At 68.8% G+C, this 16,206-nt stretch carries 15 protein-coding genes; 7 read left to right on the top strand and 8 right to left on the bottom strand.

Annotated elements, in window-relative coordinates:
* Positions 1–26 precede the first annotated feature (26 nt).
* The 3 genes from AC1M14_RS13910 to AC1M14_RS13900 are packed head-to-tail and all read right to left on the bottom strand — an operon-like array spanning position 27 to position 2,887.
* Complete coding sequence (locus AC1M14_RS13910) at positions 27–1,022, bottom strand: Bug family tripartite tricarboxylate transporter substrate binding protein (RefSeq protein WP_479729829.1); 996 nt, start codon at positions 1,020–1,022, stop codon at positions 27–29.
* A gap of 23 nt (positions 1,023–1,045) precedes the next feature.
* Entirely contained in the window at positions 1,046–1,912 is an 867-nt protein-coding gene (locus AC1M14_RS13905) for an amidohydrolase family protein (protein ID WP_479729828.1), read from the bottom strand.
* Between the two features lie 6 nt (positions 1,913–1,918).
* Entirely contained in the window at positions 1,919–2,887 is a 969-nt protein-coding gene (locus AC1M14_RS13900) for a Bug family tripartite tricarboxylate transporter substrate binding protein (RefSeq protein ID WP_102771115.1), read from the bottom strand.
* Positions 2,888–2,980: 93 nt separating this feature from the next.
* On the opposite strand from AC1M14_RS13900, the gene AC1M14_RS13895 reads away from it, so the two are divergent.
* The 6 genes from AC1M14_RS13895 to AC1M14_RS13870 all read left to right on the top strand — a co-directional run bounded on the left by AC1M14_RS13895 (position 2,981) and on the right by AC1M14_RS13870 (position 7,922).
* Positions 2,981–3,718: an IclR family transcriptional regulator gene (locus AC1M14_RS13895; protein ID WP_479729827.1), complete on the top strand. Its 738-nt coding sequence runs from the start codon at positions 2,981–2,983 to the stop codon at positions 3,716–3,718.
* Between the two features lie 176 nt (positions 3,719–3,894).
* A complete protein-coding gene (locus AC1M14_RS13890) occupies positions 3,895–4,221 on the top strand; it encodes an ArsR/SmtB family transcription factor (protein WP_102771117.1) in 327 nt (108 codons plus the stop codon).
* 29 nt (positions 4,222–4,250) lie between these two features.
* Positions 4,251–4,751, top strand: a complete 501-nt coding sequence (locus AC1M14_RS13885; RefSeq protein WP_479731804.1) for an arsenate reductase ArsC — start codon at positions 4,251–4,253, stop codon at positions 4,749–4,751.
* 4 nt (positions 4,752–4,755) lie between these two features.
* Complete coding sequence (gene arsB / locus AC1M14_RS13880; RefSeq protein ID WP_102771119.1) at positions 4,756–5,835, top strand: ACR3 family arsenite efflux transporter; 1,080 nt, start codon at positions 4,756–4,758, stop codon at positions 5,833–5,835.
* 18 nt (positions 5,836–5,853) lie between these two features.
* On the top strand, positions 5,854–6,588 hold the full coding sequence (gene arsH, locus AC1M14_RS13875; RefSeq protein ID WP_102771120.1) for an arsenical resistance protein ArsH: 735 nt from the start codon (positions 5,854–5,856) through the stop codon (positions 6,586–6,588).
* Positions 6,589–6,728: 140 nt separating this feature from the next.
* Complete coding sequence (locus AC1M14_RS13870) at positions 6,729–7,922, top strand: ATP-binding protein (protein WP_111825179.1); 1,194 nt, start codon at positions 6,729–6,731, stop codon at positions 7,920–7,922.
* Between the two features lie 28 nt (positions 7,923–7,950).
* Here the strand turns inward: AC1M14_RS13870 and AC1M14_RS13865 are convergent, their stop codons facing one another.
* The 3 genes from AC1M14_RS13865 to AC1M14_RS13855 form a co-directional block, all read right to left on the bottom strand.
* Positions 7,951–8,787, bottom strand: a complete 837-nt coding sequence (locus AC1M14_RS13865) for a DUF2950 family protein (protein WP_102771122.1) — start codon at positions 8,785–8,787, stop codon at positions 7,951–7,953.
* A complete protein-coding gene (locus AC1M14_RS13860) occupies positions 8,784–10,043 on the bottom strand; it encodes a DUF3300 domain-containing protein (protein ID WP_479729826.1) in 1,260 nt (419 codons plus the stop codon). Before AC1M14_RS13860 ends, AC1M14_RS13865 begins: the two co-directional genes overlap by 4 nt.
* Before the next feature lie 113 nt (positions 10,044–10,156).
* Entirely contained in the window at positions 10,157–11,332 is a 1,176-nt protein-coding gene (locus AC1M14_RS13855; protein WP_479729825.1) for a hypothetical protein, read from the bottom strand.
* A 134-nt stretch (positions 11,333–11,466) separates the two neighbouring features.
* Here AC1M14_RS13855 and AC1M14_RS13850 point away from each other — a divergent pair, with 134 nt between their 5' ends.
* The gene (locus AC1M14_RS13850) at positions 11,467–12,726 is read left to right on the top strand and encodes a cation:proton antiporter (protein WP_479729824.1); all 1,260 of its coding nucleotides are present in this window, start codon (positions 11,467–11,469) and stop codon (positions 12,724–12,726) included.
* A gap of 33 nt (positions 12,727–12,759) precedes the next feature.
* Here AC1M14_RS13850 and AC1M14_RS13845 read toward each other — a convergent pair whose 3' ends face one another.
* Together AC1M14_RS13845 and AC1M14_RS13840 are read right to left on the bottom strand one after the other, a co-directional pair.
* Positions 12,760–14,859 carry a site-2 protease family protein gene (locus AC1M14_RS13845; RefSeq protein ID WP_479729823.1) on the bottom strand — a complete coding sequence of 700 codons (2,100 nt, stop codon included), beginning with the start codon at positions 14,857–14,859 and terminating at the stop codon, positions 12,760–12,762.
* A gap of 10 nt (positions 14,860–14,869) precedes the next feature.
* On the bottom strand, positions 14,870–16,201 hold the full coding sequence (locus AC1M14_RS13840) for an efflux RND transporter periplasmic adaptor subunit (protein WP_479729822.1): 1,332 nt from the start codon (positions 16,199–16,201) through the stop codon (positions 14,870–14,872).
* Positions 16,202–16,206: the final 5 nt, after the last annotated feature.

The raw sequence follows: 16,206 nt of genomic DNA, 5'->3' as shown, positions 1-16,206 counted from the left end.
AGAGAGTAGGGAATCGGGGCGGGGGATCAGGCCGGCTTGATGCCGGCCTCGCGGATGACCTTGCCCCATTTGTCGAAGTCGGCCTTGCGGATCTGGTCCAGGGCCTGCGGCGTGCCGCCGGCCAGCGTGATGCCGAGCTGCCCGGCCAGTTCGACCAGCGCGGGGCTTTGCAGCGCGCGGCCGATACCGGCGTTGAGCCGGGCGATCGCCTCGGCGGGCGTGGCGGCCGGCGCGAACACCGCCTGCCACTGCTCCACCACGAAATCGTCGTAGCCCGCCTCGGCCATCGTGGGCACGCCGGGCAGGGCGGGCAGCCGTTGCGCCGAGGTGGCGGCAAGCGCGCGCAGCGCGCCGGTCTGCACGTGCGGCAGGGCAGCCGCCGCCGGAATGAAGGCGAACTGGACCTGGCCGGCCAGCGTGTCCTGCAGCGCCGGGGTGTCGCCCTTGTAGGGCACGTGCAGGAAGCGCGCGCCGCTTTTCTGCTGCAGCAGCTCGCCCTGCATGTGCAGGATGGTGCCCGTGCCCCCGGAGGCATAGGCCAGGCTTTCCGGGGCCTTGGTCCCGGCCGCGACCAGTTCGGCCACGCTTGCGTAGGGCTGCGCCTTGCCGACCACTAGCAGATGCGGGATCGTTCCTATGAGGATGACGGGCGCGAAATCGGCGATGGGGTCGTAGGTGAGCTTGCCCAGCACGTGCGGCGCGATCGCCTGCGGACCGATGGACGTGCCCAGCAGCGTCAGGCCGTCGGGGTCGGCCCGGGCCACGCGGGCCGCGCCGATGGTGCCGGTGGCGCCGGGGCGGTTGTCCACGATCACGCGCGTGGACAGCAGCGCGTCGAGCTGCTGCGCGATGGCGCGGCCCAGCACGTCGGTGCTGCCGCCTGCCGGGTAGGGCACCACCCAGGTGATGGTCTTGCCGGCCGGCCATGGCTGCGCGGCGCGCGCGCCGAAGGCGGCGCCGGCGGCCAGCGCCGCGCCGGTCGCCAGAAAGTGGCGCCGGGCAGGGGAGAGCGGGGCATGCATGGGAAGTCTCCGTGATGTCTGGGTCATGCCGGGAAGCCGTAAAGGGCTGCCGGGTTGTCCACCAGGACCTGGCGCAGCCGGGCGCCGCCGGTCCAGTCGGCCAGCCGGTCGAGCTGGCGCGCGTCGTCCGGCATGGGTTGCATGCCGGCGGAGGCCGACGCGTGGGGCCAGTCGCTGCCCCACACGACGCGTTCGGGATTGGCGTCCAGGTAGCCGCGCGCCAGCGTATCGAGCGCGGCGTCCTCGACGCTGCGCCGCGGGCTGACGATGTAGCCGCCCGACAGCTTGATCCAGGCGCGGCCGCGTTCGAGCAGGCGCAGCACCAGCGCATGGGCCGGGTGCGCGCCGGCCTGTTGCGGGCCGATGCGCGCCATGTGGTCGAACACGATGGGCGCGGGCAGCGCCGACAGCAGCGGCGCCAGCGCCGCCAACCGGTCGGGCGCCATCAGCAGCTGCACATGCCAGCCCAGCGGCGCCACGCGCGCGGCCAGCGGCAGGATCTGGTCGGCGCGGCTGTTCACGCCCAGGGAAAGATTGAGCCGGATGCCGCGCACGCCGGCCTCGTGCAGGGCCTGGAGCTGCGCATCGCTTTCGCTGCCGTCGATCACCGCCACGCCGCGCGCCTGTTCGCCCAGCAGCGTCAGCCCGTCCAGCATGGCGCGGTTGTCGGCGCCGTAGGTCGACGGCGTCACCAGCACGGGGCGCTGCATGCCCAGCCTGGCCTGGATGTCGCGGTACTGCGCCATCGACGCGTCCGGCGGCGACAGCGTTGCGCCGGGCACGGCCGGGTAGCGGGCGTCATAGGCGTGGATGTGGCAATCGCAGGCGCCGGGCGGGGCGGCCGTGGCCGGCCGCGCCTGGCCACTGGAGTACGGATAGCGAGGCAGCATAGCCGCTTACTCGACCTTGGCGCCCGAGTCCTTGACGATCTTGCCCCAGCGGATGCGGTCGTCGTGGATCAGCTTGGAGAACTCCTCGGGCGTGCTGCTGAGCACGCGCGCGCCTTGTTCCCGGTACTTGGCGCCCAGGTCCGGGGCCTGCAGCGCCTTGTTGAATTCGGCGTTCAGGCGCTGCACGATGTCCTTGGGGGTGCCGGCCGGCGCGGCCAGGCCGAACCAGGTCACGGCTTCGAAGCCGGGAAAGCCGCGTTCGGCGATGGTGGGCACGTCCGGCATATCGGGCACGCGCTGCGCCGACGTCACCGCCAGCGCCCGCATCTTGCCGTTGCGCACGTGGCCGATCAGTGTGGGCACCGACGACAGATACATGTCGATCTGGCCGCCGATCAGGTCGTTGGAGGCCTGGGCCGCGCCCTTGTACGGAATGTGCGTGAGCTGGATGCCGGCGGCGTTCTGCAATTGCACCGCGGCCAGGTGCGCCACGGTGCCGTTGCCCGAACTGGCGAAGTTCAGCGAGCCCGGCTTGGCCTTGGCCGCCGCGATCATGTCGTCGAAGGACTTCAGCGGCGAATTGGCTGGCACCACGATCACCAGCGGCGCGTCGGCGACCAGGCCGATGGCGGTGAGATCCTTTTCCGGGTCGTAGGGCAGCTTGGCGTAAAGCGTGGGATTGATCGCCAGGTTGCTGGTCTGGCCCAGCACCAGCGAATAGCCGTCCGGCGCCGACTTGGCGACCGCGTCCACGCCGATATTGCCGCCCGAGCCGGGGCGGTTCTCGGTCACGATGTTCCAGCCCGTATTGCCGGCCACCTTGATCGCGGCTTCGCGCGCCAGCACGTCGGTGCCGCCGCCGGGCGGGAACGGGACGATCAGGCGGATGGGCTTGTTGGGATAGTCCTGGGCCGCGCCCAGGCTGCTTACGCATGCCAGGGCCAATGCGGACAGGACGCGAGCGATCTGCTTCATGATTAGTCTCCGATCTTGTTTTAGGTGCTGCATTGTCGATCGGTGTTCCGGACAATACAATGCAAGTCCGTACAGTGAAACGTGTTGCGTAGAATGAAAAGCGAACAGACCCCCGATACCGACGACGCTCCGGCCGAGGAAGGCGTGGTGGCGGTGCGCCGCGCGATGAGCATCCTGGAGGCGTTCGGCGTGGACGACACGCACCTGACGCTGGCCGAACTGAGCCGGCGCACCGGCTGCCATCGCTCCACCGTGCTGCGCCTGGCGCGCACGCTGGCGATGGACGACTACCTGGCCCAGCGCCCGGACGGCACCTGGCGGCTGGCGCGCGCCGCCGGCTGGCTGGGCGCGTGCTACCAGGCCACCTTCAACATCGCGGAAGTGGTGCAGCCGGTGCTGCGCGAGCTGTCGGCGGCCACCGGAGAGAGCGCGACGTTCTACGTGCGCGAGGGCAAGCAGCGCATCTGCATGGCGCGCGTGGAAGGCCCGAAGTCGATCCGCCACCATGTGCGCGTCGGCGCCGCGCTGCCGCTGGAGCTGGGCAGCCCGGGCCGCGTCCTGCTGGCGTTTTCCGGAGAGCCGGGCGAGCCTTATGAATCCGTGCGCCGCGCGGGCTACATGCTTTCCCTGGGCGAACGCGACGCCGAGGTATCCAGCATTTCAGCGCCGGTCTATGGCATCAACTGGACCTTGCAGGGCGCGATCTGCATTTCGGGACCGATTTCGCGGCTGACGGAAGCGGTGCTGCTGGAACACAAAGAAGCGATTCTGGCGGCGGCCAGCAGGCTGTCGAGGTCGATGATGGGTGTGCGGCAGGGGCAGGGGCGGTGAGGAGGGGGCCGCGTCTCATTGCTACATTACGGCGACAAGTAGTTCAGATCGGAGCCGATAAAGCCAAGTGTCCTATGCGCATAATGTGTATTATGTAAAGTTAGAGTTATGCGATTCGGTGCCACCACCGCGGCATCGCAGCCAAAATAATTCAATAATCGTTGTATGATCGAATCATGAATGAAGATCAAGCCATCTCCGCCCTGAGCGCCCTTGCCCATCCCCAACGCTTGCGGACCTTTCGCGCGCTGGTCGTGGCCGGCGTGCCCGGGCTCATGCCCAGCGTGCTGGCCGAACAACTCGGCGTCGCGCGCAACACGCTGTCCTTCCATCTGAAGGAACTGGCCCACGCCGGCCTGGTCAGCGTCGAGCAGCAAGGACGCAACCTGATCTATCGCGCCGATTTTTCGCGGATGAGCGGATTGCTTGGCTACCTCACGGAGCATTGCTGCCAAGGTGCTCCCTGCGAGGCGTCCGAATCCGGCGTCTGCACGACTTGTTGAACATCCACTCGCTCCTGCCAGGAATTTTCATGTCGCATTCCCCTTTCAACGTACTTTTTCTTTGCACCGGCAATTCCGCGCGCTCGATCCTGGCAGAAGGCCTGCTCAATGGCCTGGGCGCCGACCGCTTTCGGGCGTACTCCGCGGGCAGCACGCCCAAGGGCGAAGTGCATCCGCTGGCCCTCGCCACGCTCGTATCCTATGCGCTGCCGGCGGACGGCTACCGCAGCAAGAGCTGGGACGAGTTTGCCGGTCCCGAGGCCCCGAAAATGGATTTCATCATCACGGTATGCGATAACGCGGCTGGTGAAGCCTGCCCGGTATGGCCGGGCCATCCGATGACGGCGCATTGGGGCATATCGGACCCCGCGGCGCACGAGGGAAGCGAGCAAGAGCGCCTGAAGGCGTTCCATGACGCGGCGCGCATGCTCAAGCGCCGTATCGAACTCTTCCTGTCCTTGCCGCTCGAACGTCTGGACGCCCTGTCGCTTCAGGCCGAGCTGCGCGGTATCGGCCAGTCCGGGGAGTAAGCCGATGTCGTCCAGTACGCAGGCCGTGGCCGTTGCGGGTCGGCGCCCCGCCATGAATCTGTTCGAGCGCTATCTCACGCTGTGGGTATTTCTCTGCATTGTGCTGGGCGTGGCGCTGGGCCGGCTCATGCCGGCCTTGTTCCAGGCCGTGGGGCGCTGGGAAATCGCCCAGGTCAATCTGCCCGTGGGCATCCTGATCTGGGTGATGATCATTCCGATGCTGCTCAAGGTTGATTTTGGGGCGCTGGGCCAGGTCAGGCAGCACTGGCGCGGCATTGGTGTGACGCTGTTCATCAACTGGGCCGTCAAGCCATTCTCGATGGCCGTGCTGGGCTGGTTGTTCATTCGCCAGATCTTTGCGCCGTGGCTGCCCGCCGATCAGCTCGATAGCTACATTGCGGGCCTGATTCTGCTGGCTGCCGCGCCGTGCACCGCCATGGTGTTCGTCTGGAGCCGCCTGACCGGCGGCGATCCGGTGTTCACGCTGTCACAGGTGGCGCTGAACGACACGATCATGGTGTTCGCGTTCGCGCCCGTGGTCGGGCTGCTGCTGGGCCTGTCGGCCATTACCGTGCCCTGGGATACTTTGCTGGTGTCCGTGGGCTTGTACATCGTGATTCCGGTGGTTCTCGCCCAACTTTGGCGCCGCGCGCTGCTGCGCCGCGGCCAGGCGGCGTTCGAGGCGGCGCTCGATCGGATCGGGCCGTTTTCGATGGCGGCGCTGCTGCTGACGCTGGTGCTGTTGTTCGCGTTCCAGGGCGAAGCCATCATGGGCCAGCCCCTGGTGATCGCTATGCTGGCGGTACCTATTCTGATCCAGGTGCTTTTCAATTCGGGACTGGCGTACTGGCTCAACCGCCGCGTCGGCGAAAAGCACAACATTGCGTGCCCATCCGCTTTGATCGGCGCATCCAATTTCTTTGAACTCGCGGTCGCCGCCGCGATCAGCCTGTTCGGCTTCCAGTCCGGCGCCGCGCTGGCGACGGTGGTGGGCGTGCTCATCGAGGTGCCCGTCATGCTGCTCGTGGTGCGGGTCGTCAATCGGAGCAAAGGCTGGTATGACGCGGGCGTTCGGCGGATCTGACATCAACAGAGGTATTTCATGAGTTTCACCACCGCCGACCCCCTGGCCGGTTTGCCCAACATCGATCCCGCGCTGTTCCAGCGGCCGGACCCGGCCGGACTTTTCCCGGCCGCCCGGGCCACGCACGCGCCGCGCTTTCTGCTGCTGTATGGCTCGCTGCGAGAGCGTTCCTACAGCCGCCTGGTGGCCGAGGAAGCCGCGCGGCTGCTGCAGGCGCTGGGAGGCGAAACCCGGGTGTTCAACCCATCCGGCCTGCCGCTGGTCGACGATGCCGGCGAGGACCATCCCAAGGTCCGGGAGCTGCATGAACTGGTCCAGTGGGCCGAAGGCATGGTGTGGAGTTCGCCGGAGCGCCACGGCGCGATGACGGGGTTGATGAAGACGCAGATCGACTGGATTCCGCTGTCGGTGGGCGCCGTGCGCCCGACCCAGGGCAAGACCTTGGCGGTCATGCAGGTGTCGGGCGGATCGCAGTCGTTTAATGCGGTGAATCAGATGCGGGTGCTGGGGCGCTGGATGCGCATGCTGACCATTCCGAACCAGTCCTCGGTGGCCAAGGCCTACCAGGAGTTCGACGACGCAGGGCGCATGAAGCCCTCCCCTTACTACGACCGTATCGTCGACGTGGTCGAGGAGTTGATGAAGTTCACTCTGCTCACCCGCGATGTCGCGCCCTATCTCGTGGACCGCTACAGCGAACGCAAGGAAACCGCGATCGCCCTGTCGAAGCGGATGAAGCAGGGTTCCATCTAGGTTCCGCGGGCCTCATTCCGGCATGAGGTAGTACGCGAGCATGGATACGACAACGCTGAAAGGCCTGCGCCCACACCCTTGCTTTATAGTGAATTTAGTGAAATTATCAGGAATCAATAATTTCCCTAATTTCTATAAACATGGACCCTGTCCGCAACCCCTATGCGCCTGGCGCCGGCAGCCCTCCCCCTGAACTGGCCGGCCGCGACGATGTTCGTGAAAAGGTACGCATTTGCCTGGCGCGGCTGCGCCTGGGCCGGCCAGCCAAAAGCGTATTGCTGCTTGGCCTGCGGGGCGTCGGGAAAACGGTGCTGCTGGATCAGATGCGTAACGAAGCGGAGGCCTCGGGCGCCCAGACCGTCCGTATCGAAGCGCCGGAGCACAAATCCCTGCCTGCCCTTTTGGCGCCTCAGCTTCGCCTGGCGTTGCTGCGGCTGAGCCGGATGGACGCGGCCAAGGAGTTCGCGGTGCGGGGATTGCGCGCATTGGCGGGTTTTGCGGGCAAGCTCAAGGTCGTGTTCGGAGATATCGAGGTGGGCATCGATTACGATGCCGAGCCCGGCCTTGCCGACAATGGCGACCTGGAGGGCGATCTTTCGGCCCTGCTGGAGCAGGTTGGCCACGCTGCCAGGGCCGCGGACACGGTGGCGGTGCTATTCATCGATGAACTCCAGTATGTGGAGTCGGACCAGCTTGCCGCATTGATTTCGGCGCTGCATCGATGCGCCCAGCAGAAGCTGCCGGTCACTGTGGTGGGCGCAGGGCTGCCGCAATTGCGCGGCCGAATGGGTGAGGCGAAATCCTATGCCGAACGGTTGTTCGATTTTTCGGAGATCGGCGCATTGAGTCAGGAAGACGCCAAGTTGGCCATCACCGTGCCCGCAAACGAGGAAGGCGTCGTGGTCGAGCCGGCAGCGGTGGATCTGATCGTCGCGCAAACCCAGGGCTACCCTTACTTCCTGCAGGAGTGGGGAAAATGCGCCTGGGACGTCGCCGATGCGAGCCCGATAACGGCCGACGATGTCGCGACGGCTTCGCGTGAAGCCGTCGCGGCATTGGACGAGAGTTTCTTTCGGGTTCGCTTCGATCGGCTTACACAGTCGGAAAAGAAGTACCTGCGCGGTATGGCGGAGCTCGGCCCGGGTCCGCACCGCTCGGGCGATATCGCCCAGCAGCTCGGCCGGACCGTCGCGTCCTTCGGGCCGGTACGCGGCGCCCTGATCGCGAAGGGCATGATCTGGAGTCCTACACATGGCGATACGGCTTTTACCGTTCCGCTTTTCGATGACTTCATGAAGCGCATCATGCCCGGCGATGCGTGGCGAGCTACATGACGTCCGGCGCCGCCCCGCAACACTCCCCCTACTGCGCCACCGCCTGCCAGCCGCCCTGCGCCGCGGCGGTGCGCTTCAGTTCGCTTTCGGTCACTGCGCGCCCGTAGTCCCGCTCCCGGACCTTGCCGTCAGGCCCGATGGCGAAACTGTGCAGGCCCGAGCTGCCGTGGCTGGCGGGCCATGCGACGAAGGAGCAGCCCGAGGCGTCCGCGGTCGGCAGGTAGGCGTAGCGATAGCCGTGCAAGGCGGCGTCGGCAGGCACGTCCGGGCCCATCACCAGCGCGTCGTCGTCCAGCGGGCTGGCGGCCGAGGCCGAGGCGGCGTCCCAGTACAGGCCGTCCTGCCGGCCCTGCGTGCTGACGATGCGCTGCGCCGGCTGGCCGTTGCCGGCCGTTTTGCGGTAGCTGTCCTGGGCGGCGCAGAGCCGTCGCAGGGTGTCGATGGCGGCTTCTTCGTTGCGGGCGATGCGGCGGTGCTGCATTTCCTGCACGCCGGCACGCAGGTCGAAACGCCAGCCGTTGTTTTGCTTGACCAGCGGCGCGGGGAACGACCAATCGTGTTCGCCGACCACGAATTCGGCGGTGGCGGGGCTGGTGTCGACGATCTTGTGCTGCCTGGACCAGGCCGCGAGGAAGGCGTAGATGTCGTCGCGGTCGATGCTGTCGCGCGGGACGAAGCGGCGGAAGTCGCTGCCCAGCACCTGCCTGAGGCCGTCGTCGTCGCCGGTCGCCACGGCCTGCACCAGGGCGTCGGCGGCCGCCTGCGGCGTGGCGAAGGCCGCCTGGGCCGCGTGGCCCTGAGTGGCCGCCAGGGCCAGGATGGCCGCCGCTGCGAGGCGGCCCAGAGTGTGTTGTGCGGTCTTCATCGTCTTCCATGCCCCCTTTCGATATGTGCGCCGCCCGAGCGTCCGGCCCGGCCCGAGGAGTGCGCGCCGGCGCCGGGCCCGGCCCGGCCTGCGGAGTGCGCCGCCGGCCTGTCATTGCCGCGGGTGCTGGCGTGGCGCGTGGGCGCCGGGCGGTCCACGCCGCGCAGCGCGTTGTCGCGGTTGGCGCTGCGCGAGCGTTCGATGGCCGCGTTGCGCGCGTCGTTGCGTTGCCGCGGCGCGTTGTGTGCGGCGGGCCGCGCGGCTTCGGGCCGATGCTGCGCGGCCCGCGCCCCTGCCCCTGCCCTTGCGCCGTCGGCCGCGGGCCGGCGGTCGTGCATGACCTGTTGGGCGTGATCGCGGCGCGCCTGGTCGGCCGACGGACGGTGCGCGGTGGCGCCGACGCGGCGCTGGGCGTCGTAGCGCTGGCGGGTCGCGGAGTTGCGATAAGGCGTGGCGCCGCGCCGCGCGGGATCGTGGTTCCAGGTCACGTTGTTGCTGCGCGCGTCCAGCCGGCGGTTGACGTTGATGTGGTTGTAGCGGTTGACGTCGATGTCCACGTCGTTGTGGCCCCAGTCGAAGCCGCCCCACAGCGAGTCGGTGATGGCGATGCCGGCGCCGAACGCCAGCCCGCTGACCATGGCCGAGGCGAACATGGACCCGGGCGGCGGCGGGTAGTAGGCCGGCGGGTACGAGGGATAGGGCCAGGTGCCGTAGGTGGTGGCGGGGTTGTAGGACGGCACGTAGACCACGTCGGGAGACGCGGGCTCGATGGTCACGACGGTGGCGCCGCCTTCGGTCTGGGTGGAGACCTTCTGCTGCGCGTCGCTGTTGAGCGTGCCGGCGGCCTGGGCCTGGGCCCGCAGGCGCTGGACCGAGGACATGACGTCCTCGGGCTGGTCCAGGAAGGCGTCGCCGACGTTGCGCACCCAGTCGGGCTGGCGGCCCATCATGTCCAGCACCGAGGGAAAGGCCGCCAGCGACATGACGCTGGGGTCCCAGGGCTGGTCCTGCACCGCCTTGACGGCGGCGTCGCCGCTCAGGCTGGTGTGCCCGGCCGACCAGGCCGCGGCCGCCGCGACGTCGTCGGGATAGGTCGACGCCATCAGCAGCTGCGACAGCAGCGCGTCCGGATAGAGCGCCACCGGCGCCAGCATCTGGTCGAGCTGTTCCTTGCCGAATGACGATTGCGCGTGGGCCGCCGTGCTTGCGCACAGCAGCGCCAATGTGATGAAGAAATGCCGTAATAGCCGTCTCATGGACCTCTCCAACTGGGACACCCGGATACCGCCGCAAGCCCCCCTCGGGCGTTGCCGGACCGGGAAATGCTCTGGGCGCGCCAGAGCGCTCAAGGTTTTCGGTGCATGGCCTCCTACAGAAGCGTGAAGAGAAGTTTGGAAAGCGTGCTCTTCAAGGGCCACTGCGTGGCGACCAGCAGCAGCAAGGGCAGCGCCGCGGGCAACGCGATCCTGAGCAGAATGGATTTGCTGATCACCGCCGGCCGCATGGCCGCCACGGATTGGTACATGGCCTGCACGTCCGCGACCGGGCCGAGCTCGGGCGCGTCGAGTATGGGCTGTTCCGCGATCTGCGCCTTGTGTATCCAGCGGGCGTCGACCAGCCTGCCGTGCTCGCTCAGCAAGGCGCCGTAGTCCAGCAGCGCCTGGCGCTTGGCGTGCGCGAGCATCGAAGAGAACACCAGCAGCGGCGCCAGTCCGATCAGTATCAGCACCAGCAGCAAGGTGGCGACCTGCACGTACAGCGTCGGGACGGCCACGCCGTGATAGAACACGGTGTGCGCCCACGCGCCGGCGACCACGGCCGACACCGAGAACAGGAACGGCGCATAGACCATGGGCAGCCGGTCCAGGAAGCCCAGCCCGCCCATGCGGTCGGGATGCATCACCACCAGCTTCAGCGGCAGGCGCGCGATGCGCAGCAGCAGGATGCCGACCAGCGTGAGCCGCCATACCCATGCCAGCAGCAGCACGGAGAACAGCGGCCGCGTCACCAGCAGGAACCACCAGGCGCCGAACGCCATGCGCTCGCCGTCGGCCGGCGTCCAGCGCAGCTCGTCCGGGTTGGGCGACACCAGGAAGGCGGCCGTCCAGGCGGCGGCCAGCACGCCGATCACGAGCCACGGCGATACCTGCCGCTTGAGCCGGATGACGTCTTCGACGATGCCGTCGAAACGCGCGGCCAGCGCGTCGTCCACCAGCCCGGAGCGCTTGAATTCGCGCAGGCAGACGAGCAGGTTCTTCTGCGCGACGACCTCGGCCAGCACCAGCAGCGGGATGGCGACCAGGCACCGGATGTGGATGCCGAAATGGCCCAGCAGGGATTCGGTGGCCTGCGCGTCGGCCGGCCCGCTCAGCCAGGATGCGACCACCAGCGGCAGCCACGCCACCAGGGCGTAGATGAGCGCGCGCCGCTTGACGCCGCCGCCGCGGGGCGCAAGGCCGATGCGGCGTTCCAGGCGCGACAGCGCGTCGCCCTGGACCAGGAGAAACGGCTCGTCGGTCGGCCGCTTGGGGACATCCGCATTCATGGTGCACCTCGGTCGGGGTTGGTATGGCGATGAGGTTCGAGCGCGCTTGACGGTTGGCGCGTTTGGCCGGACACTCGCCGCGTTGCTGGGAAGTTCAATGGGTTTTCCGATCTCACGCTTATTGGAGAGGCCTCATGTCCTGGACTCAGATCGCGGTCGATTTTTTCGTTCATCTGGCGCCCTTCACGCGTTTCGTCCTGTGGCTGTTGTTCTTCCTGCTGCTGCCGCTCATCTGCGAGCGCTGCCGCATTCCGGGCGTGCTGGGATTCCTGGTGGTGGGCTTTCTGCTGGGGCCGGCCGGCTTCAATCTGCTGCAGCCCGAGATGCCGATCGCCGAACTCGCTTCCGAGCTGGGCGTGGCGCTGCTGCTGTTTTTCATCGGCTACGAAATCGATTTCGCCCTGCTCAAGCGCGCCCGGGTCCAGGTGCTGGTGTTCGGCGTGCTCACCTTCGGCGGCGCCTTCGCGCTGGGATTCGGCGTGGCGCGGGCCTGCGGCTACGGCGCCAACGCGTCGCTGCTCATCGGCTCGCTGATCGCCTCGCACACGCTGCTGGCCTACCCCGTCGTCAAGCAGTTCGGGCTGACCCAGCGCGTCAGCGTCACGGTGGCCTCGGGCGCCACGGTGATCACGGACGTGGCCGCCATGCTGGTGCTGGCGGTCTGTCTGGTGACCCATGAAAACGGTTTCTCGGTGGCCGCCATCGAACTCCAGCTGCTGCAGATCGCCGTGTTCATCCCGCTGGTCGTGGTCGGCGGGCCGTGGATCCTGCGTCACGTGCTGCAGCGCATGCGGCGCGACGAGTCGCGCATCATCGTGTTCTTCCTGGCGGTCGCGTGCGCGACGCAGATGGCCAAGCTCTTCGGCCTGGACGGCATCGTGGGCGCGTTCCTGGCCGGCATCGCCGTGCGCCAGGCGGTGCCGCAATCGCGCAACGCCGGCGTGATGAAGCTGATCAGCGACACCTTCCTGATTCCGGCGTTCTTCATGACGACCGGAATGATGCTGCACCCGGTCGACGCCTTGATGACGTTCGTGAACCAGCCGGTGCTGGCGTTCGGGCTGCTGTTCGCGCTGGTGATCGGCAAGGCCGTGGCCGCGGCCGCGCTGGGGCTGCTGTTCCGCTATCCGGCCGCCGAAGCAGGCCTGGTGTGGAGCCTGACCCTGCCCCAGGTGGCGGCCACCCTGGCCGCCGCGACGGTGGCCTACCGCACGCTCAATGCGCAGGGCGAGCCGCTGATCGATACGCCGGTGCTCAACGTGGTGCTGATGCTGGTGGTGCTGACCTCGCTGGTCGCACCGGTCCTGACGCAGCGCTATGCGCGCAGGCTGGCCGACAAGGAGCCGCCGCCCGCGGCCATGCCCGCGCCGCCGGTCGAAACCGCGGGCCCCTGACGCTGGCGCGATGGTCGGCATGGGCGTCGCGCCTCAGAAGCCGCTTTCGCGGATGGCCAGGCTGGCCAGATAGCGCCAGCCCGCCAGCAGGCGGCTGCGCGGCGCGCCGGTGAAATAGGCCTTGCCGCGCTGCTCGCGCAACAGCGCCAAGGGCTGGTCCAGCGACACGCGCACGGCGTAGAGCGCATATTCGGGAATCAGCGCGTCGTGCTTCTGGAACGCGGGAATCGGGCCGTCGTGCACGGTCGCCAGCGTCGGCGCGGGCAGTTGCGCCAGGCGGGCCGGCGCGATGGCGTCGATGCGCCCGCACTGCCGCCCGGGCGTGGACTCGAAATAGAAGCAGCCGGCGTCGCCGGGCCGCAGCGCATGGATGTCGTCTTCGGCCACGTAGGCCTCGACGATCCAGTCGTCGGGGTTCACCAGGCGTCCCAGCGCCAGGCGCGGACCGACCCAGGTGCCCGCGCGCACTTCCGGCGCCACGTCCAGCCATACGCCGTCGAACGGCGCGCGCAGGGTCAGCCGGGATTTTTCGGCGGCCACGGATTCGGCGTTGGCGCGGCTGAGCGCCAGCGATTCGATGGTGGCGGCCTGCTGGTCCAGCCCGCCGGACTGGTCCAGCAGCCCCGCGAGGCGGGCCGAGCCGCCGCGGATCGCCGCTTGCGCCGCTTCGGCCTGGCTCGCCAGTTCCGGATTGTCCAGGCGCACCAGCACGGCGCCGGCCGCCACCCTGCCCGGCTCGGCGCGCAGCTCCACGCGCGCGGCCGTCGGCGCATAGGCGGCCCACTGCTGCGCCGGGCGCGCCAGCGCCGGGGCGCGCACCGAGGTCGGCGCGGGCACGGCAAGCCAGGCCAGCAGCAGCAAGGGGGCCAGCCACAGCAGGCCGCGCCGCCAGCCGCGGGTTTCGCGGCGGCGCTGCGACCAGGTGCGCATCTCGCGCCAGCACGGACGCACGATGAAGAAGCCAACCTCGACCAGGAACAGGAACACGCCCAGCGCCTTGAAGAAGAAGTGATAGACCGCCACCGCGATCCCGAGATAGACGGTCAGGCGATAGATCCAGGTCACCCAGGCGAACGCGATGAGCCGGCGGCGCAGCGGCGCGGCGAACGGTTCCGGCCACGGTTCGCGCCAGCCCAGCAGCCCGCGCCGCAGCGCCGTGCGCGCCAGCGCCCCGGCGCGTTCGTGCAGGTTGGGCATGTCCAGCAGGTCCGACAGGATGAAATAACCGTCGAAGCGCATGAACGGGCTGGCGTTGAGCAGCAGCGACAGGACCCAGCTCGTGGTCGCGAGGTAGAAGCAGGCCTGGCGCAGGATGCCGGGCGGCAGCAAGGCCCAGGCCAGGGTCGCGAGGCCGGCGATGGCCAGCTCGGTGCAGATGCCGGCGGCGGCGATCAGCAGGCGCTTGCGCGACGACGCCAGGCGCCACGATTCGCTGGTGTCGGTGTACAGCATGGGCCACATCACCAGGAAGGCCACGCCCATGTGCCCGACCCGTACGCCGAAATGCGTGGCCATGAGGGCATGGCCGAGCTCGTGCAGGGTCTTGGCGGTGAGCAGCGCCAGCGCGAAGCCCAGCGCGCCCTGCCACGACACCGATTCGAACAGCGTGTGCTGGAAAGTATCCCACTGGCGCAGCGTCAGCGCGATGCCCGCCAGCGACAGCGCGACGATGATCCACGGCGTGGCCGGATGGAACAGAAAGCGCAGGACGCGATACAGGCGGCCCAGCCTGTAGGTCGGGTGGATCAACGGGATGCGGAAGAACAGGTAGTTGTGCAGCCACCATTGCGGCCGGCTCCAGGGCCTGCGCGGCTGCGCCTGCGCCATGGCCTGGCTTTGCGACGGCGCCGGACGCAGCAGGTCGTTGGCGCGCAGGAAGTCGGCGAACTGGCGCAGCTGGCCGGCTTCGGGCCGCAGCGCGGTGCGCCGGCCGATATCGGCCAGCATGTCCTGCGGCATCATGCGCCAGCGCGACAGGAATTCGAATTCCAGCCAGCCGATGCGGAAATGGCGGTTGCGCACCGGGTCTTCGATGACCCAGGCCGGGCTGCCGTCCGGATGGGGGCCGGCGGCGAACAGGCGCAGGTCCTCGCGCAGGCGCGGCAGGGGTTCCATGACGGACGACGGCATCATGGGCGGCCTCTCACAATCCCAGGAACGCGCGCAGCGCGGCCAGCGGCCGGCGGATCAGCTCGAAGCCCAGCACCGACTGGCCGCCCGCCAGGCGCGCGGTGCCTTTGAGGCCGATGCGCGCTTCCTCGCCGGCGTCGACGCTGGCGCGCAGCCGGTAGCTGGCCACGCCCTCGGGCGTGAGCGCCGCCTGGTAGCTGGTTTCGATGACCTTGCCGCGCAGCGGCTGCATCGGCCGCACGGTCAGGTACAGGTCGACCGGCGCGCCGACTTCCAGCGCGATGGCGTCGGAGGCCGGCAGCTGGATCAGCATCGCCGGTTTGGCCGGGTCGGCCAGCTGCATGATGCGTTCGCCCGTCGCCACCGGCTTGCCGATCCAGTCGTTGGCGTCGCCGAACACCGCCACGCCGGCGCGCGGCGCGCGCGTCTCCAGCCGTTGCAGCTGCGAGCGTATCGAGGCCAGCTCGGCGCGCCGCTCTTCGGCCCGGCTTTGCAGCAGGGTCAGCCTGGCGCGGCTGTCCTCGTTGCGAAACGCCGTCTGGCTGGCGGCCAGGTACTCGGCGTCGGCCACGGCCACCGCGCGCGCGGCGACCTGCAGGCGGTGGCTGAGCGTGGTGTCGTCCAGCGAGAACAGCAACTGGCCGGCCTGCACTTCCTGGTTAGGCCGCACGTGCACGGCCTTGACCACGCCGTCCAGCGGCGCGCTGATCATCTCCAGGTCCAGCGAGGTGACTTCGGCCGGCGCCAGCGCGCGCTGGCGCACCGGCAGAAAGCACAAGGCCGCCAGCAGCACCAGCGCCAGCCGCAGCATCCAGGCGCGGCGGCGCCGCGGCCGGCGCCCGGCGCGCCCGGCCAGCAGCTCCCAGCTGTAGGACCAGCTCTGGGCCAGGCGGCCCATGACGGCGCGGTGCGCCGCCGTGGGCGGCTGTTCCAGCAGGTATACCGCCCAGCCCAGCGGCGTGCCGTCGCGGCGCTTGAGCGGCAGCAGCCACGCGCCGGCCGGCCACCATTCCCGCCAGCCCTGCGCCACCAGTTCGGCGCCGGGCGCCGTGGCGGGCGGCGGCTCCAGCCAGTCCCGGCCCTCGCCGGCCTGGGCGCGCAGCCATTTGCGCGCCTGCCCCAGCCACACCAGGTAAGGAGAATCATGGTCGGCCGACACCAGCCCCGAGACGTTCAGCAGGCGCCAATCGGCGCCCGTGTCCTCGTAGACCAGGGCCTGCCGGTAGTTCAGCAGCGGATGCGCGTCGTTGGCGACGTGAAAGCTCAGCTGCTGCACGTCGTCGGCCTGGCGCGCCAGGCCTTCGATCTCCGTCAGCTGCAGCAACAGGAGGATGTCGTCCTGCATGGGCC

It is taken from the genome of Achromobacter sp. SX5, from assembly GCF_056711425.1.
This window is presented reverse-complemented; position numbering and strand designations above follow the sequence as displayed.